We start from the raw sequence: 18,336 nt of genomic DNA, 5'->3' as shown, positions 1-18,336 counted from the left end.
TCGCAGCCCTTTGTCTACAAGGGCTGTAGGCATGTGCAACGCGCGTCGTCCGGTGGTTACCCGGCGCGTCGATGTGGGACCATCGAGCCATGACGACCGACGCGGCGCCCTGCGCCGGGCTGCGCACCCCGCGCCTCACCGAGCGTCGTCACATCGACCTCCTGCGGGTGGTCACGGCGGCCTGTCCGGCCTGACGACCGCGCCGGCACCCGTCGTCGGCCCGTCGTACCGCCGCCCGTCACACACCACGAAGGGAATCGCGCATGTCCGCGCGACGCGACGTCGAACCCCGTTCCGTTCCGAAGAAGGCCCAGGGTCAGTGGGCCCTGGGCTACCGCGAGCCGCTGAACAAGAACGAGCAGGGCAAGAAGGACGACGACCCGCTCAACGTCCGGCAGCGGATCCTCGACATCTACTCCAAGCAGGGCTTCGACAGCATCGACCCGGGTGACCTGCGCGCCCGCTTCCGCTGGTTCGGCCTCTACACGCAGCGGCAGGAGGGCATCCCCGGCGGCAAGACCGCCACGCTGGAGCCCGAGGAGCTCGACGCCGAGTACTTCATGCTGCGGGTGCGCATCGACGGCGGCGCCCTGACCGCGCAGCAGCTGGCGGTCGTCGCCGATATCTCGAGCACCTACGGCCGCGACGTCGCCGACGTCAGCGATCGGCAGAACGTGCAGCTGCACTGGATCCGCGTCGAGGACGTCCCGGCGATCTGGGAGAAGCTCGAGGCGGTCGGCCTGTCGACGACCGAGGCGTGCGGCGACTGCCCGCGCGTGATGCTCGGCTGCCCGCTCGAGGGCGTGGCGACCGACGCCGTGCTGGACGCCGGACCCGCCCTGCGCGCCACGGTCGACAAGTACGTCGGCGATCCGCGGTTCTCGAACCTGCCGCGCAAGTTCAAGACCTCCATCTCCGGCTGCGCGAGCCACTGCACGAACCACGAGATCAACGACGTCGCCTTCGTCGGTGTCGTCGGACCCGACGGCACGCCCGGTTTCGACGTGTGGGTCGGCGGCGGCCTGTCGACGAACCCACGCTTCGCCGAGCGGCTCGGCGTCTTCGTGACGTCCGAAGAGGTGCCCGAGGTGTGGGAGGGCGTCGTCTCGATCTTCCGCGACTACGGCTACCGCCGCAGCCGCAACCACGCCCGCATCAAGTTCCTCATGGCCGACTGGGGTCCGGAGTATTTCCGGCAGACGCTCGAGACCGAGTACCTCGGCCGCGCGCTGCCCGACGGCCCGGCCCCCGAGTCGTCGCCGAGTCACCGTGACCACGTCGGCGTGGTGCCGCAGGTCGACGGGCTCGTGGCGATCGGCGCCACCACCCGGGCCGGTCGCACGTCCGGCACGGCGCTGGCGGGCCTGGCGGCGCTCGCGGAGAAGTACGGCCGTGGCGCGGGCGGCCCGCGGGTACGCCTCACCGCCCAGCAGGGCGTCGTCGTGCTCGACATCCACCCCGACGACGCCGACACCGTGGTCGACGAGCTGCGCGGGCTGGGGTACGAGGCCCGCCCCTCGGCGTTCCGCCGCGGCACCATCGCGTGCACGGGCATCGAGTTCTGCAAGCTGGCGCTGGTGGAGACCAAGGGCCGGGCCGAGGCGATCCGCGAGGAGATGGAGCGGCGGCTGCCCGACTTCGACACCCCGGTCACGATCAACGTCAACGGCTGCCCCAACTCCTGCGCCCGCTTCCAGGTGGCCGACATCGGCTTCAAGGGCATGATCACCAAGGGCGCCGACGGCGCCGACAGCGAGGCCTTCCAGGTGCACCTCGGCGGCCAGATGGGCACCGAGGCGGAATTCGGGCGCAAGTTCCGGGGTTTGAAGGTGACGGCAGCGGAGGCGCCCGACTACATCGAGCGCGTCCTCACCGGTTACCTCGAACGTCGGGAAGGGGGCGAGCCGTTCGCGGCCTACGTGTCGCGGGCGGACGAAGCATGGTTGCTCTGAGTCCGCAGCAGCGCTCCGCCGAGCAGATGACCCGTGACGAGCTGAGAACGCTCGCCGAGCGGGCCGGTCACGATCTCGAAGGCGCCAGCGCGCTGGAGATCCTGGGCTGGGCCGACACGCAGTTCGGTGCGTCCTGGGCGGTCGCGTCGTCCATGGCCGACGCCGTCGTCCCGAGCCTGGCCAGCACGGTGCGCCCGGGCGTCGACGTGCTCTTCCTCGACACCGGCTACCACTTCGCCGAGACGCTCGGCACCCGCGACGCCGTCGCGGCGACGTTGCCGGTGACGATCCGTTCGATCGAACCCGCGCAAAATGTCGAGCAGCAGGACGTGTCGTTCGGCGCCCGGCTCTACGAGCGCAATCCCGACCAGTGCTGCGCGCTGCGCAAGGTGATGCCGTTGCGCAAGACGCTGAAGGAGTACACGGCCTGGGCGTCGGGTCTGCGCCGCGACGAGGCGACGACCCGCGCCGGCGCCAAGGTCGTCGAGTGGGACGACGGTCGCGGCATGGTCAAGCTCAACCCGATCGCGGCGTGGACGCAGGACGACGTGGACCGCTACATCGCCGACAACAATGTGCTCGTCAACCCGCTGCTGTCCGACGGTTACGGCTCGGTCGGCTGCGCGCCCTGCACCCGGCGCATCAAGCCCGGCGAGGACGCCCGTGCCGGCCGCTGGTCGGGCTCGAACAAGATCGAGTGCGGGATCCACTGACGCCGGTCAGTCCCCGAACGGCGGCCGTCGTCGCGCACCGATCTTCGTCCAGCCGACGAAGGCGGCGATCGCCAGCAGCATCAGGCCGACGACGACGATGGCGAAGAAGCCGCCGCCGTGGCCGTGCGTGTGGTGGTAGTAGTGGTGCGGCCGCGCAACGGCGGCGATGCGTTCGGGCGACAGGACCATGGGTCCACCCAACCCCACTCGGCGCCGGCGGTCGACGTGGAGAACTCCCCGCCCGCCGCGGGTCCTACTCGGCCGGCCGCCCGCGCCCGGGGTGGTGCTTCGCGAATGTGCCTGCGTGAGGCACGATCGTCACATGCGATCCGCCGAGCGTCAGCCGACGACCGGCGTCCGCGTCGTCCCGTGGACCGGTGACCAGTTCGGCGACCGCGTCGACGAGGCGATGGCCATCTACGTCGCCGCGATGGGCTATCCCGAGTACACGGGGGCGCAGCGGGCAGTGAGCGCCCGCAAACACGTCGCGCACGAGGGCTTCGCCTGCCGGGCGGCGCTGCTGCCCGACGACACGCTCGTGGGCTTCGCCTACGGGTACACGACCGCCCCCGGCCAGTGGTGGCACGACCTCGTGCGCCGGGCGCTGGCCCGCGAGCACAACACGGAGTGGCTCGACGACGCCTTCGAGCTGTCCGAGCTGCACGTGCTGCCCGAGCACCAGGGAGCCGGGCTGGGTCGCGAGGTCCTGCTCTCGTTGGCCGGCTCGCTCGCGCACCGCGCCGTGCTGCTGTCCACGCCGGACTCCGACACCCGGGCGTTCCGGATGTACCGCAGCCTCGGCTTCGTCGACCTCGCCCGCAACTACCTCTTCCCGGGCGACGCCCGACCCTTCGCCGTGCTGGGCGCGTCCCTGCCGCTCACCACGGCGACCGCGGACTAGACCCGCGCCCCCAGCGCCAGGTTGGCCCACACCTCACGCGTCGCCTTGGAGCGGTTCATCGTGTAGAAGTGGATGCCCGGCACGCCCTCCTCGAGCAGCCGCTCGGCGAGCTTGGACGTCTCGTAGATGCCCATGGCCCGTACGGACTTCGGGTCGTGCGACACCGCGGCGAACCGCTTGCCCAGCTGCTCCGGGAACGGGGCACCGGTGAGCTGCTCGGAGCGGCGGATCAGCCCGAAGTTCGTGATCGGCATCAGCCCCGCGATGATCGGCGCGTCGCACCCGGTGGCCGCGACGCGGTCGCGCAGGCGCAGGTAGTCGTCGACGACGAAGAACATGTTGGTGACCGCGTACTCGGCCCCGGCCCGGAACTTGGCGACGAGCTGCTCGGTGTCCGAGTCGACGGACGGCGAGCGCGGGTGGCCGTTGGGGAACGCGGCGGCACCGACGCAGAAGTCGCCGTGGGCGCGCAGCAGCGTCACGAGCTCCGCCGCGTACTCCAGGCCTTCGGGGTGCTTGACCCATTCCCCCTCGGGATCGCCCGGCGGGTCACCGCGCAGCGCGAGCACGTTGATGACGCCGGCCGCGGCCAGGTTGCCGGCGATGCCCCGCAGCTCGGCGACCGAGTGCCCGACGGCGGTCAGGTGGGCCACCGGCATGAGCGTGGTGTCGGTGGCGATCTGCTCGGTGATCTCGATGGTGTGCTCGCGCGTCGAGCCACCCGCGCCGTAGGTCACCGACACGTAGGACGGGCGCAGCGGCTCGAGTTCGCGGATCGTCTTCCAGAGCAGGACCTCCTCGTCCTCGGACTTCGGCGGGAAGAACTCGAACGAGAACGTCGGGCCGGACTCGGCGAGGGCTTCGCGCACGGTACGGGGCATGGCGCCAGCCTAGTGAGGCGCCTCCGGGGGCTCGCGGTGCCGCGGCGCGCGGCCCCGTGGCGGCCCTCCCGCAGTGACACCACGACACCGCCGATTAGCGTTCTCGTCGTGCGCACCGTCCCCGGCCCCACCGACCACGTGGTGATCGTGGGCGCGGGCCTGGGCGGGCTCGCCGCCGCGCTGCACCTGGCCGGCTCGGGTCGGCGGGTCACCGTCGTCGAGCGGGAGGCGGTGCCGGGCGGGCGCTGCGGGCTGATCGCCGATCGCGGCTACCGCTTCGACACCGGCCCGACCGTCCTGACCATGCCCGAACTGCTGGCGGAGGCGTTCGCGGCGGTCGGCGAGTCGATGGCCGACCGGCTCACGCTGCACCGCCTCGACCCGGCGTACCGGGCACGCTTCGCCGACGGCAGCTCGATCGACGTCCGCAGCGACACCGACGCCATGGCCGACGGGATCGCCACGACTTTCGGGGCCCGGGACGCCGACGGGTACCGCCGCTTCGTCGCGTTCCTGCACGAGCTGTACCGCATCGAGATGCCGCACTTCATCGCCCGCAACCTGGACTCGCCGCTGCAGCTCGTCGGGACGCCGCTCGCCCGGTTGGCGGCGATGGGCGGCTTCGGGCGGCTCGACCACCTGGTGGCGCGGTACGTCGCGGACGACCGGCTGCGCCGGCTGTTCTCCTTCCAGGCCATGTACGCGGGGTTGGCCCCGTCCCGGGCGCTCGCCATCTACGCCGTGATCACGTACATGGACTGCGTGCGTGGCGTCCACTTCCCCGCGGGCGGCATGCACGCCGTCCCCCGCGCGATGGCGGCCGCCGCCGAGGACCACGGCGTCGAGTTCCGCTACGGCACCACGGTGACTCGCGTGGACGTCCGCGCCGGCCGCGCGCGCGGCGTGATCACCGCCGACGGCGAGCGCATCGCCGCCGACGTCGTCCTCGTCAACGCCGACCTGCCGAGCGCGTACGCCGAGCTGCTGCCACCGGGCAGCGCGCCCCGGCGGCTGCGCCGGCTGCGCTACTCGCCGTCGGCGGTCGTCCTGCACACCGGGTCGACGTTCTCGCACCCGGACGCCGCGCACCACACCATCGACTTCGGCCGGTCGTGGGACGACACGTTCACCGAGATCATCGACCGCGGCCGGGTGATGAGCGACCCGTCGTTCCTCGTGACCAGCCCGTCGCACACCGACCCCGCGCTCGCCCCCGCCGGCCGGCACACGCACTACGTCCTCTTCCCCGCCCCCAACCTCGCCGGCGACGTCGACTGGACCGGCGAGCGCGAGCGGTACCGCGACCACATGGTCGCGACGCTGGAACGGCGCGGGTACACCGGATTCGGCGGCGCGATCGAGGTCGAGCACCTCACCACCCCCGCCGACTGGCGGGCCCAGGGCATGACGATGGGCGCGCCCTTCGCCGCCGCGCACACGTTCGGGCAGACCGGGCCGTTCCGTGCCCCCACCCTCGACCGGCGGATCGACGGCCTCGTCTTCTGCGGGTCGAACACGCAGCCCGGCGTCGGCGTCCCGATGGTGCTCGTCTCGGGGCGCCTCGCCGCCGAACGCGTCACGGGCACGAAGATGGACCGGTGAGCACGGTCGACCCCCGGCACCCGATCGCCCGGCGTGAGCTCGACGCCGCCGGCATCGAGGGTGCGGCGCTGCGCGAGAGCTACCTGCGCTGCCGCGCCATCAACGCCGCGCACGGCAAGACCTACTTCCTCGCCACCGCACTGCTGCCGCCGGCGAAACGACCGTTCGTGCACGCGCTCTACGGCTTCGCCCGTCGCGCCGACGACATCGTCGACGACACCGCCGTGCCGGTCGCCGAGCGCGGCGAGCGGCTGCAGGCGTGGTGCGGCGAGTTCCTGGCCGACCTCGACTGGGGCGCCACCAGCGACCCGGTCTCGCGGGCCGTGCTCGACACCGTCACGCGCTTCGACATCCCCACGAGCTACTTCGTCGACTTCGTCGAGGCGATGCGGTGGGACCTCGACGTGACGTCGTACGCGACGTACGCCGAGCTCGAGCAGTACATGTGGGGCTCGGCGGCGGTGATCGGGCTGCAGATGCTGCCCGTCCTCGGCCGCCGCGACGACGCCGTGCGCTGGGACGTCCTCGAGTCGCACGCCATCGCGCTGGGCACCGCCTTCCAGCTGACCAACTTCGTCCGCGACGTCGGGGAGGACCTGCGCCGTGGCCGCGTCTACCTGCCGCAGGAGTCGCTCGACCAGTTCGGCGTGGACCTCGAGCGGCTGCGGCGCGGCGTCGTCGACGAGGCGATCCGCAGCCTGCTCGCGTGGGAGATCGAACGGGCCCGCGGGTTGTACGCGAAGGCCCGACCCGGCCTCGCGCTCGTCCACCCGACGTCGCGCGACTGCCTGCAGGCCGCGACGACGCTCTACGGCGAGATCCTCGACGAGATCGAGCACAACGACTACGACGTGTTCCGCCGTCGCGCCCATGTCGGCGCCGGCCGGCGTGCGGCCGTCGGCCTCAGCGGCCTGCGCGGCGCGCTGCGTGCCCGTCGGCACTCGGTGCCCGAGCCGAACCCGCCCACACCCAGGTCGTGAGCGTCAGCAGCACCATCGCGAAGCCGAAGAGCAGGTCCTCGACCGGCGCGAACGCGATCCGCAGGCCGACGATGCGCGCCGGGTCGTAACGCACGATCTCGAGGCCCGTGAGCAATCCGTTCACGACCAGCTGGAAGAACAGCACGATCGCGTACGCGAGCCAGAACGAGCGTCGGGTCACGAGCCGGCGCCGGGTCACGTACCGGTCGACGACGAGGGCGGCGAGCACGCCCAGCACGGCGGTGAGCGTGTAGGTCATGCCGATGCGCCGGACTCGTCGCCGATCGACCAGTGCGGCCGGCGGGCACGGACCGCCTCCAGCGTGAGCACCGAGCACGCCGGGATCACCAGGAAGAACAGCAGCTCCTCCAGCGGCAGCCGGCCCGGCAGCGTCACCCCGGTGATCATGGCCGGGTCGTAGTGCCACCACCGGGCGCGGATCGCCAGCACGTCCCACGTCCCGAACACCACGACGACGGGCACGATCGCGACCAGCAACCGGCGCCAGCGCGCGTACACGCCGGTGCGGAGCACGAACTCCAGGGGCAACGTCCCGATCACGCACCCGGCGAGGATCAAGACGTAGGCGAGGTGCACCGCGCGTCCCGCGGCTCAGTAGCCCGCGACCTGGGCGCGGCGCTTGACCTCCGAACCGCGGTTCGCGCGCAACGCCTCGATCGGCGAACCGGGCAGCGTGTCGTCGACGCGGTGGAGCCACTCGGCGATCTCGTCGTCGCTGAAGCGGGCGTCGCGCAGCAGCGTGACCACCCCGGGGAGCGACTTCACGATCGCGCCGTCCTGCAGCAGCTGGGCGGGCACGCCGCGGACCCCGGCGTCGTCGCGCGTCGCCACGAGCTGGCCGTCGCGGACGTACTGGTGCACCCGGGTGACCGGCACGCCCAGCGTGTCGGCGACGACCGGGAACGGCAGCAGCTCCATGCCGATCAGGGTGCCAGAGCGGTGATCAGCTGGCATTCGTAGGTGATGTCGAGGCCGCCCATCGAGGTCACGGCGTCACCCACGGCGGCCAGCAGCGCCTCGCGCTCCGGCGGCGGCAGCAGATTGTGGTCGCTGAAGGTCTGCACGAGCTGGACGTAGTCCTCGGCCGCGTAGTGCCGCTGCCACGAGTACTCGCGCTGCGCGACCTCGGCGAAGCCGGCGCCGGCGAGCGCCGCGAGCACCGGCTCCCGGGGCGCGCGCTTGCCGCCGTAGGACCGGTTGCGGTGCATGAGCTGCGGCGCGACCGTCTCGTAGGCGGCGTCCAGGGCGGCGCGGTCGTCGCCGGTCATGGTGTCCATGTTCCAGAACAGGCCGACCCGCCCGCCGGGGCGCAGGACGGTCCTGGCCTTGGCCGCGCCGGCCTCCGGGTCGACCCAGTGCCACGCCTGGCCGCTGACCAGCAGGTCGAAGCGCCGGCCGCCGTCGTCCCACTCCTCGAAGCCCGCCACCTCCACCACGAGGCCGTGCCCGCGCGCGACGTCGGCCATGGCGGCGTCGGGCTCCACACCGAGGACGGTGCGTCCCGGGCCCGCGAACAGCAGCGCGGCCCGGCCGGTGCCGCAGCCGACGTCGAGCACGTCACGGGGATCGCCGGTGAGCAGGTCGCGCACGAGCGCGTCGGGGTAGGTCGGGCGCGCGCGGTCGTAGAGCTGCGCCACCGAGCCGAAGGACACGGCGCGGTCGCGCTGCTCGTGCAGGTCCCGGTCGGAGCCGGATGCGGGGTCGACCATTCAGTCACCGTCCCACTCCCCGACGCGCCACAGCGCGTCGGGTGGCTGTGGCGAGCGCATCGGGTCGGCGTCGGTCAGCACCGTCGCACCGCCGGCGAACGCGGCGAGCGACGTCCCGGCGTGCACGGTGCGCGGGAACGCCGCCCGGGCCGCGGCGCGGCGGACGTCGTCGACGGGCAGCGCGGCGCGCGACGCGGCGAGCACCACGTTGCCGAAGCGCCGCCCTTTGAGCACCGACGGGTCGGCCACCGCCAGCACCTCGGGCAGCGCGGTGGCGAGCGTCGCGGCGAGCCGCCGGCAGTAGCGCACCGGCGGGCCGTCGGCCACGTTCACGAGCAGCACGCCGGCCGGGCGCAGGACCCGCGCGACGTCGGTGACGAACTCGCGGCTCGTGAGCTCGCCGGGGACCCGGCCGCCGTGGAAGGCGTCGAGCACGACGACGTCGGCGCTGCCGTCGCGCAGCGCGGCCACGCCGCGCCGGCCGTCCACCGGCCGGATCCGCACCCGGGTGCCGCGGGCGAACGGCAGGCGGGCACGCACCTGCTCGGTGAGGATGGCGTCGGGCTCCAGGACGATCTGCGAGGAGCCCGCTCGCGTGTGCGCGACGTAGCGGGCCAGGGTGCAGGCACCGCCCCCGACGTGCGTGACCGCGAGGGGCCCGGGCGGCAGCGCGTCGAGCACGTCGGCGAAGGCCTGCACGTACTCGAAGTCCAGGTAGCCGGGGTCGTCCAGGTCGACGTAGGACTGCCGGATGCGGTCGACGGTCAGCAGCCAGCCCCCCGGCCGGTCGGCGTCGGCGAGCAGTTCGATGCGGCCGAGGCCCGGCCCGAGCTCGGAGGGGGCGTCGGCACCGGTCACCCGTCCACGGTAGGGCCGGGGCGGACGGCGCGCCGACTCACTCCGGCATTACGTCCTCACGGCGGTACGCCCGTAGAATCGCCGCCGTGAAGACGGCGGCCGCGGACTCCCTGGTCGGCCGCACGCTCGAAGGTCGCTACCGGATCCTCGACCGCATCGCGCGCGGCGGGATGTCCACGGTCTACGCCGCCGTCGACGAGCGGCTCGACCGGATGGTCGCCGTCAAGGTGATGTCCTCCGCGCTCTCGGCCGACCCGGCGTTCAGCGACCGGTTCGCCCGCGAGGCCCGCGCCGCGGCGCGGCTCGCCCACCTCAACGTCGTCTCCGTCTACGACCAGGGCCACGAGATCGCCCAGGACGGCCATCACGTCTTCCTCGTGATGGAGCTCGTCGAGGGGCGGACGTTGCGCGAGCTGCTGCGCGAGCGCGGCCGGCTCTCCCCCGCCGAGGCCGTCTCGATCATGGAGTCCGTGCTCAGCGCGCTCGCGGCCGCGCACCGCGCCGGCCTCGTGCACCGCGACGTCAAGCCCGAGAACATCCTGCTCTCCGACGAGGGCGTCGTGAAGGTGGCGGACTTCGGCCTCGCCCGCGCCGTCGAGACCGACCCGTCCTCGACCCGGACCGGGCTGATGATGGGCACCGTGGCGTACTGCGCGCCCGAGCAGCTCAGCCGCGGCCACGCCGATCCGCGGTCGGACGTCTACGCCGCCGGCATCGTGCTGTTCGAGCTGCTCACCGGCGAGCCGCCCTACACCGGCGAGTCGGCGATGAACGTGGCGTACCAGCACGTCCACAGTCGGGTGCCCGCGCCGTCCTCGCGGCTCAAGCGCGACGGCACCGTCCCGAGCGAGATCGACGAGATCGTCGTCGCCGCGACCGACAGCGACCCGACCGGCCGACCGGCCGACGCGGGCGCGCTCCTCGCCGAGCTGTCCGACGTCCGGGGCGAGCTGGGGCTGCCGATCACCCCCGTGCCGCCGCGGGTGCGTCCCGCCCCGCACCGTCCCGACCATCGCTCGCAGCGGCGGCCGACGCCCGAGCGCGCCACCACCGACGCCCTGCGCTCCGGGGCGGGCGCCGACACCGTGATGGTGTCGGACGCCGCGAGCCCCCACGACACGACCCGCCTCGACGACCGGCGCAGCGCCGCGCCCGCCCGCGGCGCCGGCGACCCACCGCCACCGGTCGTCATCCCGCCCGCCCGCGAGCGCGACCTGCGCCGCCGACGGCGCCGTCGCAGCCTGATCGGCCTGCTCGTCGTGATCGCGGTCGGCCTCGCCGCGTTCTTCGGCGCCAAGGCCTTCATCGAGTGGCGGTTCGCGCACGTCCCCGACGTCGCCGGGGGCTCGCTCACCGATGCCCGCCACACGCTCGAGCACGCGGGTTACGACGTCCGCGTCAACGAGGGCAAGGAGCCCAGCGAGACCGTCCCGGCGAACCACGTCCTGAGCACCGACCCGCAGATCGGCTCGCGGCTCCCGACCGGCAAGACGGTCACGCTCACGCTGTCGGCGGGCAAGCAGACCTGGGTCATCCCGCAGACGAAGGGCCGCAGCGTGCAGGAGGCCCTGGTCGCCCTCAGCGCCACCGGCGACCTCACCGTGAAGCAGCCGCCGCGACTGCGCTTCGACGACAGGATCACCAAGGGCGACGTCATCGGCACCGACCCCGCCGCGGGCAACCGGGTGAACCGGGACCAGCCGGTCACCATCATCGTCTCGAACGGGCCGCCGGCCGTCGCCGTCCCCGACATCCCCGTCGGCACTCCCCTCGACCAGGCCAAGGCGACGATCGAGGGCAAGAAGTTCGTGGTGCAGACCGACGGTCGGTTCAGCGACGACGTCGCCGAGGGCGGGGTCATCTCGGTGAGCCCGTCGGGCAAGGCGACCAAGGGCAGCACGGTCACGCTCACCTACTCGCGCGGGCCGGAGATGGTGACCGTGCCCGACATCCCGCGCGGCACCAAGGTCGACGCCGCGTCCCAGACGATCCGTGACGCCAACCTCGTGCCCGTCGTCAAGCGGCTGATCGGCGTGGGCGACGAGGTGCTCTCGACCTCCCCCGGCAAGGGCAGCAAACTGCGCGCCGGGTCGAGCGTCACGCTGTTCGTCATCCCGGGCTGACCCGCTCCGTCCGTGCCCGCACGTCCCCTCGCGCCCGTCGGCGCCCACGTGTCCGTCGCCGGTGGCCTGTCCCGCGCGCTGCCCCGGGCCGACACCGTCGGCGCCGAGGTGCTGCAGGTGTTCGTGGCCAACCCGCGCGGCTGGGCTCCCCCGGCTCCCGACCCCGCCGGCGACGATGCGTTCCGGGTCGCCTGCACCCGGCCGGTCTTCGTCCACGCGCCGTACCTGATCAACTTCGGCTCCCCGTCGGTGGACACACTGGCCCGCTCGAGCGGGGCGCTGCGGTTCTCGCTGGAGCGCGGCCGGGCGATCGGCGCGCGGGGCGTCGTGGTCCACGCGGGCTCGGCCGTCCTGGGCAACCGGTGGGACGACGCGATGGCGCAGGTGCGCGAGCACGTCCTGCCGGTGCTGGACGACGTCGCGGGCGGTCCGCGGCTGCTCATCGAGCCGACGGCCGGCGGCGGCGGCGCGCTCGCGTCCGACGCCGACTCGCTCGGCGCCTACCTCGACGTCCTCGGCCGCGACGAGCGGGTCGGCGTCTGCCTCGACACCTGTCACGTGCACGCGGCCGGGCACGACCTGGCGACGGCGGCGTCGTTCGCCACGGCCCTGCGGGCCTACGGCCGCGCCGCCGGACGCGGTCGGATCGGGCTCGTCCACGTCAACGACAGCCGCGATGCCGCCGGCTCGCGACGGGACCGCCACGCGGCCCTGGGCCGCGGCACGATCGGTGCCGCCGACGGCGGGGCCGCCTTCGCGGCCCTGTTCACGAGCCCGGTCACGCGCCGCGTCCCGATGGTGGTCGAGACGGCCGACACCGACCACGCCGCCGACATCGCCCTGCTGCAGCGGCTGCGCGCCGCCACCTGACGCGAGTCCGACCTGCATCGGCGCGGCGCGGGCCACGACGATGCAGGTCGAACCGTTCGTCCACAGGGCGCCGACGCCGATCTCGCGGTTGCGGCAGGCTCGACCGGCGTGACCGTCCGATTCGCCGAGGAGGCCGCCGTCGCGACGTGGCCGACGTTGCGCACCCGGTACAGCGAGGCGCGGATACGCGCCCAGCTCGATGCGGGTCGCTGGCGTCGGTGGGGACGCGCGATCGTCCTGCACAACGGCCCACTGAGTCGCCGGGAGCGCCTCTTCGTCGCGCGGGCGCACGGCTCCCCCGGCGCCTTGGTCGCCTCGTTCAGCGCGCTGGAGCTGGTGGGGCTGCGCGGCTGGGATCGTGTCGACGCGCACGTGCTCACCCGCCGGGGCTCTCGCTGCTCGTCGGTGGCGCCGGTGACGACGACCTTCCTCGAGACCCGCAACTGGCAGGCGGTCCGTCGCTGCGCGCGGTCCCGTACGCAGGTCCCCCGGCAGGCGGTCGTCGTCGCGGCGGGCTCGCTGGCCTCGCCCCGTGCGGCCTGCGGCCTGCTGGCCGCCGCCGTGCAACAGCACATCGTGGCTCCGGGGAGTGTGCGCGGCGTGCTCGCGACATCACCGCGTGCCCGACACCGCGCCGCGATGCTGCTGGCGCTCGGCGACATCGAACAGGGCGCGGACGCGCTGAGCGAGATCGACTTCGTCCGACTGTGTCGCCGCCACGGCCTCCCCGCCCCGGTGCAGCAAGCAGTCCGACGCGAACCGTCGGGGCGTCGGCGCTATCTCGACGCCACGTGGCGGCGGGCCGACGGGCGGCTCATCGTGGTCGAGATCGACGGCGCGCTGCACCTGTCGCAGGCACGCTGGTGGGACGACCAACTGCGGCAGAACGAGCTCGCGCTCGCCGATGCGCTGGTCCTGCGATTCCCCAGCGCCGTCGTCCGTACCGACCCCGAATCGGTCGTGCGCCAGCTCGGACGGGCGCTCGGCCATCCGGTTCGACCTGCATGACCGTGGCTCCGGCCACGACGATGCAGGTCGAACCGGTCACGATCGCTAGGCTCGCCCGATGGTCATCGTCATGGCGCCCGGCGCATCGGACACCGACGTCGACGGCGTCGTCACCCACATCCAGGCGCACGGCGGGCAGGCGTTCGTCAGCCGCGGGGTCATGCGCACGATCGTCGGCGTGGTCGGCACCGAGGACGTCCTCGAGACGCTCGACGCGGCGGGCCTCCCCGGCGTCGTCGAGACCATGCGCATCACCGCGCCGTACAAGCTCGTGTCGGCGCAGAACGCCGGCGGCGCCGCGACGCGCACCACGATCCGCGTCGGCGGCGTGCCCATCGGGCCCGACACCTTCACCCTCATCGCCGGCCCGTGTGCCGTCGAGACCCCCGAGCAGACGCTGGGCGCCGCGCTCATGGCCCGGCGGGCCGGCGCCACCCTGCTGCGCGGCGGCGCCTACAAGCCGCGCACCAGCCCGTACGCGTTCCAGGGGCTGGGCGAGGCGGGGCTGCGCATCCTCGCCGAGATCCGCGACGAGGTGCAGCTGCCGATCGTCACCGAGGTCGTGGACGCCGCCGACGTGGACGTCGTCGCCGAGTACGCCGACATGCTGCAGATCGGCACCCGCAACATGCAGAACTTCGGGCTGCTGCAGGCCGTCGGTCGCTCGGGCAAGCCGGTCATGCTCAAGCGCGGCCTCACCGCCACCTACGAGGAATGGCTCATGGCCGCCGAGTACATCGCGCAGCGCGGCAACCTCGACATCGTGCTGTGCGAGCGCGGCGTCCGCTCCTTCGAGCCGGCGATCCGCAACATGCTCGACGTCTCGGCCGTGCCCATGGTGCAGCGGCTGTCGCACCTGCCGGTGATCGTCGACCCGTCGCACGCGGCCGGCCGGCGCGACCTCGTCGTCCCGCTCGCGCGGGCGGGCATCGCCGCCGGTGCCGACGGCGTGATGGTCGACGTCCACCCCAACCCGGAGACCGCGCTGTGCGACGGCGCGCAGGCGCTCGTCGGCGACGTGCTCGACGAGCTCGCCGAGGCGGTCGCGACGCTGCCCCCGCTGCTCGGACGTACCAGCGCCGCGCACCTCGCCGGCTGAGCACGCGCCGCGGCCGGCCGACGAGCCCTGCCCTCGCGGGCCGGTCGGTCAGCTCCCGGCGGCGAGGGGGGCCAGCACCTCGACGGCGCGCTCCACGCCCGCGTCGTCGACGTCGAGGTGCGTGACGAGGCGCAGCAGGCGCGGCCCGAGCGCCGAGACCAGGACGCCCGCTGCGGCGGCGGTCTGCGCTACCGCCGCGGCGTCGGGCACGCGCAGGACGACGATGTTGGTCTCGACGGTCGCGGCGTCGACGCCGAGGGCCGCGCCGAGGCGGGCGGCCCGCGCGTGGTCGTCGGCGAGCCGCTCGACATGGTGGTCGAGCGCGTGGTGCCCGGCCGCCGCCAGGATGCCCGCCTGCCGCATGCCGGCGCCGTAACGCTTGCGCCAGACGCGGGCCGCCGCGATCCGCTCGGCCGAGGCCACCAGCACCGACCCCACCGGCGCGCCGAGGCCCTTGGACAGGCACACCGACACGGTGTCGAACGGCGCGGCCAGCTCGGCCAGCGGCGTGCCGGTCGCCACGTGGGCGTTCCAGAGCCGCGCGCCGTCCAGGTGCAGGCCGAGGCCGTGGTCGCGCGCCAACCGGGCGACCGCCGCGACCGCCGCGGCCGGCTGCACGGTGCCGCCGCCGAAGTTGTGGGTGTTCTCGACGGCGATCGCGGTGGTCGAGACGAGGTACGGGCCGGCGTCGGGGGCGATCAGCCCGGCGACGGCGTCCACGTCGAGCAGGCCGCGCTCCGCCGGCCAGGTGCGGAACGTGATGCCCGAGAAGGCCGCCGCGGCGCCCAGCTCGGCGCGCGCGATGTGGGCCAGCTGGTCGCAGACGATCTCCTGCCCGGGCGCCGCGTGCAGCCGCAGGCCCAGCTGGTTGCCCAGCGAGCCGGACGGGACGAACAGCCCCGCCTCGTGCCCGAGCAAAGCCGCGACGCGCTCCTCCAGCGCGTTGACCGTGGGGTCCTCGCCGTAGACGTCGTCGCCGACCACGGCCTCGGCCATCGCCGCCCGCATCGCCGCCGTGGGCCGGGTGACGGTGTCCGAGCGGAGGTCGACCAGAGCCGGGGTCGTCACTCCGCGGCCCGCGAGCGTCGCTCGGCCACGAGCCGTTCGGCGACCCGGAACGCGAGCTCGAGCGACTGCTCGATGTTGAGCCGCGGGTCGCAGGCGGTCTCGTAGCGGCGGCCGAGGTCGTCGGGCGTGAGCTCGGCCGTGCCGCCGATGCACTCGGTGACGTCGTCGCCGGTGAGCTCGACGTGCAGCCCGCCCGGGTGCGTGCCCAGCTCGGCGTGGACGTCGAAGAAGCCGTCGACCTCGTCGATGATGCGGTCCAGGTGGCGCGTCTTCACGCCGTCCGCGGTCTCCTCGGTGTTGCCGTGCATCGGGTCGCACTGCCAGACGACCCGGTGCCCGGTCGACTCCACCTTCTCCACGATCGGCGGCAGCGCGTCGCGCACCTTGGCGTTGGACATCCGGCTGATCAGGGTCAGCCGTCCGGCCTGGTTGTGCGGGTCGAGCCGTTCGACCAGCTCGGCGGCGAACTCCGGCGTCGTGGTAGGCCCGAGCTTGACGCCGATCGGGTTGGCGATGCGCGACACGAAATCGAGGTGCGCGCCGTCCATCTGCCGGGTGCGCTCGCCGACCCACACGAAGTGACCGGACAGGTCGTAGGCGCGGGCGCCGTCGAGCCCGTCGACCTCGATGCGGGTGAGCGCCCGCTCGTACTCGAGGATGAGCGCCTCGTGCGAGGAGTAGAGCTCGACGCCCTCGAGCGCCGCGTCGTCGACGCCGCACGCGCGCATGAAGCGCACCGCCCGGTCGATCTCGGCGGCCAGCTTCTCGTACCGGGCGCCGGTGTGCGTCGTCCGCGCGAACGCGGTGTTCCACGCGTGGACGCGGTCGAGGGCGGCCAGGCCACCGCCGGCGTAGGCGCGCAGCAGGTTCAGCGTCGATGCCGCCGTCGAGTACGCCTGCAGGATGCGGCGCGGATCGGGCGTCCGCTCGCCGTGCAGGTCGTTGACCATGTCGCCGCGGTAGGACGGCTTGCCGCTCGGGTCGAGATCCGAGGACCGGGGCTTGGCGTACTGGCCGGCGATCCGGCCGAGCTTCACCACCGGCATGGACGCGCCGTAGGTGAGCACCACCGACATCTGCAGCAGCACCCGCACCTTGCCGGCGATGTCGGCCTGCGAGCTCGTCACGAACGTCTCGGCGCAGTCGCCGCCCTGCAGCAGGAAGGCCTCGCCCCGGGCCACCGCGGCGAGGCGCTCGCGCAGCTGGTCGACCTCCGAGGCGACCACGAGCGGGGGCATGCCGGCGAGCGTCAGCGCGACCTCGCGCAGGGCGACGTCGTCGGGCCACCTCGGCTGCTGGGCCGCCGGCCGCGTGCGCCACGCGTCGAGGCTCTCGGCGAGTTCGTCCCTCGGGTCGGCGGCGTCGGTCGGTGCGGTCACGGGTCAAGCGTAGGCGGCAGCGGGAACGACGACGCGGCGCCCGTGCCGGGCAGGGTCGGTGCCGCCGGTCAGCGCAGTCCGGCGGCGTCCAGGTACCGTCCGAACGCCGACAGGGTGTCCGCGCACGACGGGTCGGGCACCGAGGACGCACTGCCGTTCGGGAAGCTGCCGAAGCTCACGCTCTCGGTGACGCCCCCGCTGCTGCCCTGCACCGCGGTGAAGTCGCACGAGTACGTGCCGTTGTCGTCGTCGGCGTAGACGCGGTGGCTGCCCGCCGCCTCGACGTGGGCGCCCTCGGGCACGGTGCGCTTCGAGTACTCCGGGTCGACGTAGGCGATGACGCGCTTGCCCGTCAGCACGCACCCGGCGTCGAAGGACTCCGCCGACGGCCGCGCCGAGCGCAGCAACGGCACGGACGAGACATCGGCCGCGGCGGCCACCTTGCACGCGTTCAGGGACGTCACCGACGGCGTCGGCGACGGCACCCGCTGCAGCCGGCCGGCCGCGACGGCACGGAGCAGGTTGCCGACGGCCTGGTCGCTGATGGCGCACGCCGCCTTCTCGTCCGGCTTGACGGCCCCGAGGGCGATGACCTGGAAGCTGACCGTGGCGCCGCGCACGACGGCGTCGCGGTCGCAGGCGTGCGACGCGGCGGAGTAGCGCCGGGCGAAGACGGTGTGACCCGCGACGGTGGTCCGGCGCGCAGCGCTCGTGATCGGCGCCTCCGTCGACGCCGAGACACGCAGGGTGACGTGCCCCGACGTGCCCGCCCGCGCGAACTGGAGCAGGCAGCCGTCGTGGTACTGCACCGACGGGTAGGACGCGACGAGACCGGCGACGCGGGGCAGCCCGGCCGCGGCGCAGAAGTCGGCCGTCACCGGGTCGCCGAGCTCGGTGTCGGGCGCGACCCGCGCGAACCGCTCGGGGACCGTGGCCCCGGACGACGACGATGCCGACGATGCCGACGTCGTCGACGGCGACGACGGCGACGACGGCAGGCACTGGGGGGCCGCGCTGGCACCGCTCGACGGCGAGCACGGCGCGGGCACGCTGCTGCTCGTCGGGTCGGGTGCCCCCGAGATGCTGCCCTGACCGTCGACGACCGCCGCGCAGCCGCCGGTGAGGAGGGCGACCGCGGCCGCCGTCAGCAGGACCCGACCTGGTGTCACTGG

General features: G+C 73.7%; 20 protein-coding genes. 10 read left to right on the top strand and 10 right to left on the bottom strand.

From position 1 onward, the window contains the following. Window positions 1–89: 89 nt before the first annotated feature. The 3 genes from BUE29_RS23505 (at window position 90) to BUE29_RS11770 (ending at window position 2,665) form a co-directional block, all read left to right on the top strand. Window positions 90–194, top strand: a complete 105-nt coding sequence (locus tag BUE29_RS23505; RefSeq protein WP_327077573.1) for a putative leader peptide — start codon at window positions 90–92, stop codon at window positions 192–194. Window positions 195–263: 69 nt separating this feature from the next. Further along, the gene (locus BUE29_RS11775) at window positions 264–1,952 is read left to right on the top strand and encodes a nitrite/sulfite reductase (RefSeq protein WP_073390418.1); all 1,689 of its coding nucleotides are present in this window, start codon (window positions 264–266) and stop codon (window positions 1,950–1,952) included. Then, the gene (locus BUE29_RS11770) at window positions 1,940–2,665 is read left to right on the top strand and encodes a phosphoadenylyl-sulfate reductase (protein WP_073390415.1); all 726 of its coding nucleotides are present in this window, start codon (window positions 1,940–1,942) and stop codon (window positions 2,663–2,665) included. The genes BUE29_RS11775 and BUE29_RS11770 overlap by 13 nt, the downstream gene beginning before the upstream one ends. Before the next feature lie 6 nt (window positions 2,666–2,671). Here BUE29_RS11770 and BUE29_RS11765 read toward each other — a convergent pair whose 3' ends face one another. After that, window positions 2,672–2,854 (bottom strand): hypothetical protein, encoded by a 183-nt coding sequence (locus BUE29_RS11765; protein ID WP_073390412.1) that lies wholly within the window; start codon window positions 2,852–2,854, stop codon window positions 2,672–2,674. Window positions 2,855–2,987: 133 nt separating this feature from the next. Here BUE29_RS11765 and BUE29_RS11760 point away from each other — a divergent pair, with 133 nt between their 5' ends. Next, the gene (locus BUE29_RS11760; RefSeq protein WP_073390410.1) at window positions 2,988–3,566 is read left to right on the top strand and encodes a GNAT family N-acetyltransferase; all 579 of its coding nucleotides are present in this window, start codon (window positions 2,988–2,990) and stop codon (window positions 3,564–3,566) included. Here BUE29_RS11760 and metF read toward each other — a convergent pair. After that, the gene (gene metF / locus BUE29_RS11755; protein WP_073390408.1) at window positions 3,563–4,447 is read right to left on the bottom strand and encodes a methylenetetrahydrofolate reductase [NAD(P)H]; all 885 of its coding nucleotides are present in this window, start codon (window positions 4,445–4,447) and stop codon (window positions 3,563–3,565) included. The genes BUE29_RS11760 and metF overlap by 4 nt on opposite strands. 108 nt (window positions 4,448–4,555) lie before the next feature. Between metF and crtI the strand changes: the two genes are divergently transcribed. Then, window positions 4,556–6,049 carry a phytoene desaturase family protein gene (gene crtI / locus BUE29_RS11750; protein WP_084180978.1) on the top strand — a complete coding sequence of 498 codons (1,494 nt, stop codon included), beginning with the start codon at window positions 4,556–4,558 and terminating at the stop codon, window positions 6,047–6,049. Beyond that, window positions 6,046–7,029, top strand: a complete 984-nt coding sequence (locus BUE29_RS11745; protein WP_084180977.1) for a phytoene/squalene synthase family protein — start codon at window positions 6,046–6,048, stop codon at window positions 7,027–7,029. The genes crtI and BUE29_RS11745 overlap by 4 nt, the downstream gene beginning before the upstream one ends. On the opposite strand, the gene BUE29_RS11740 is transcribed toward BUE29_RS11745, so the two are convergent. Genes BUE29_RS11740 through BUE29_RS11720 form a run of 5 tightly spaced genes read right to left on the bottom strand, consistent with a single transcriptional unit; the run spans window position 6,953 to window position 9,617 of the window. Further along, a complete protein-coding gene (locus tag BUE29_RS11740) occupies window positions 6,953–7,288 on the bottom strand; it encodes a lycopene cyclase domain-containing protein (RefSeq protein ID WP_073390407.1) in 336 nt (111 codons plus the stop codon). The two genes, BUE29_RS11745 and BUE29_RS11740, sit on opposite strands and share 77 nt — an antisense overlap. Further along, entirely contained in the window at window positions 7,285–7,626 is a 342-nt protein-coding gene (locus tag BUE29_RS11735) for a lycopene cyclase domain-containing protein (protein ID WP_073390405.1), read from the bottom strand. Before BUE29_RS11735 ends, BUE29_RS11740 begins: the two co-directional genes overlap by 4 nt. Before the next feature lie 15 nt (window positions 7,627–7,641). Continuing rightward, entirely contained in the window at window positions 7,642–7,968 is a 327-nt protein-coding gene (locus BUE29_RS11730) for an Rv2175c family DNA-binding protein (RefSeq protein WP_073390403.1), read from the bottom strand. Window positions 7,969–7,973: 5 nt separating this feature from the next. Next, window positions 7,974–8,759 carry a class I SAM-dependent methyltransferase gene (locus tag BUE29_RS11725; RefSeq protein ID WP_073390401.1) on the bottom strand — a complete coding sequence of 262 codons (786 nt, stop codon included), beginning with the start codon at window positions 8,757–8,759 and terminating at the stop codon, window positions 7,974–7,976. After that, a complete protein-coding gene (locus BUE29_RS11720) occupies window positions 8,760–9,617 on the bottom strand; it encodes a spermidine synthase (RefSeq protein ID WP_073390397.1) in 858 nt (285 codons plus the stop codon). 86 nt (window positions 9,618–9,703) lie between these two features. Here BUE29_RS11720 and pknB point away from each other — a divergent pair, with 86 nt between their 5' ends. The 4 genes from pknB to aroF all read left to right on the top strand — a co-directional run bounded on the left by pknB (window position 9,704) and on the right by aroF (window position 14,717). Next, window positions 9,704–11,740, top strand: a complete 2,037-nt coding sequence (gene pknB, locus BUE29_RS11715) for a Stk1 family PASTA domain-containing Ser/Thr kinase (RefSeq protein WP_073390395.1) — start codon at window positions 9,704–9,706, stop codon at window positions 11,738–11,740. A gap of 12 nt (window positions 11,741–11,752) precedes the next feature. After that, window positions 11,753–12,610 (top strand): deoxyribonuclease IV, encoded by an 858-nt coding sequence (locus tag BUE29_RS11710; RefSeq protein WP_073390393.1) that lies wholly within the window; start codon window positions 11,753–11,755, stop codon window positions 12,608–12,610. 108 nt (window positions 12,611–12,718) lie between these two features. Further along, window positions 12,719–13,618, top strand: a complete 900-nt coding sequence (locus BUE29_RS11705) for a PDDEXK family nuclease (protein ID WP_073390392.1) — start codon at window positions 12,719–12,721, stop codon at window positions 13,616–13,618. A gap of 58 nt (window positions 13,619–13,676) precedes the next feature. Then, window positions 13,677–14,717: a 3-deoxy-7-phosphoheptulonate synthase gene (gene aroF / locus BUE29_RS11700; RefSeq protein ID WP_073390390.1), complete on the top strand. Its 1,041-nt coding sequence runs from the start codon at window positions 13,677–13,679 to the stop codon at window positions 14,715–14,717. Window positions 14,718–14,765: 48 nt separating this feature from the next. Here the strand turns inward: aroF and BUE29_RS11695 are convergent, their stop codons facing one another. From BUE29_RS11695 to BUE29_RS11685, 3 genes are all read right to left on the bottom strand, one after another. Continuing rightward, the gene (locus tag BUE29_RS11695) at window positions 14,766–15,725 is read right to left on the bottom strand and encodes a threonine aldolase family protein (protein WP_200800206.1); all 960 of its coding nucleotides are present in this window, start codon (window positions 15,723–15,725) and stop codon (window positions 14,766–14,768) included. 56 nt (window positions 15,726–15,781) lie between these two features. Beyond that, window positions 15,782–17,164: a class II 3-deoxy-7-phosphoheptulonate synthase gene (locus BUE29_RS11690; RefSeq protein ID WP_073390388.1), complete on the bottom strand. Its 1,383-nt coding sequence runs from the start codon at window positions 17,162–17,164 to the stop codon at window positions 15,782–15,784. Between the two features lie 68 nt (window positions 17,165–17,232). Next, window positions 17,233–18,333 carry a hypothetical protein gene (locus tag BUE29_RS11685; RefSeq protein WP_143168145.1) on the bottom strand — a complete coding sequence of 367 codons (1,101 nt, stop codon included), beginning with the start codon at window positions 18,331–18,333 and terminating at the stop codon, window positions 17,233–17,235. Window positions 18,334–18,336 lie beyond the last annotated feature (3 nt).

Origin of the sequence: Jatrophihabitans endophyticus, assembly GCF_900129455.1 — a bacterium.
GTDB classification, from domain to species: Bacteria; Actinomycetota; Actinomycetes; order Mycobacteriales; family Jatrophihabitantaceae; genus Jatrophihabitans; species Jatrophihabitans endophyticus.
This window is presented reverse-complemented; position numbering and strand designations above follow the sequence as displayed.

Excerpts from the sequence above, each read along its gene's own strand:
- BUE29_RS23505 (WP_327077573.1), top strand. The coding sequence starts at position 90 with ATGACGACCGACGCGGCGCCCTGCGCCGGGCTGCGCACCCCGCGCCTC.
- BUE29_RS11695 (WP_200800206.1), bottom strand. The coding sequence starts at position 15,725 with ATGCGGGCGGCGATGGCCGAGGCCGTGGTCGGCGACGACGTCTACGGC.
- BUE29_RS11740 (WP_073390407.1), bottom strand. The coding sequence starts at position 7,288 with ATGACCTACACGCTCACCGCCGTGCTGGGCGTGCTCGCCGCCCTCGTC.
- BUE29_RS11730 (WP_073390403.1), bottom strand. The coding sequence starts at position 7,968 with ATGGAGCTGCTGCCGTTCCCGGTCGTCGCCGACACGCTGGGCGTGCCG.
- aroF (WP_073390390.1), top strand. The coding sequence starts at position 13,677 with ATGGTCATCGTCATGGCGCCCGGCGCATCGGACACCGACGTCGACGGC.
- metF (WP_073390408.1), bottom strand. The coding sequence starts at position 4,447 with ATGCCCCGTACCGTGCGCGAAGCCCTCGCCGAGTCCGGCCCGACGTTC.
- BUE29_RS11770 (WP_073390415.1), top strand. The coding sequence starts at position 1,940 with ATGGTTGCTCTGAGTCCGCAGCAGCGCTCCGCCGAGCAGATGACCCGT.
- BUE29_RS11725 (WP_073390401.1), bottom strand. The coding sequence starts at position 8,759 with ATGGTCGACCCCGCATCCGGCTCCGACCGGGACCTGCACGAGCAGCGC.
- BUE29_RS11760 (WP_073390410.1), top strand. The coding sequence starts at position 2,988 with ATGCGATCCGCCGAGCGTCAGCCGACGACCGGCGTCCGCGTCGTCCCG.
- BUE29_RS11765 (WP_073390412.1), bottom strand. The coding sequence starts at position 2,854 with ATGGTCCTGTCGCCCGAACGCATCGCCGCCGTTGCGCGGCCGCACCAC.
- BUE29_RS11775 (WP_073390418.1), top strand. The coding sequence starts at position 264 with ATGTCCGCGCGACGCGACGTCGAACCCCGTTCCGTTCCGAAGAAGGCC.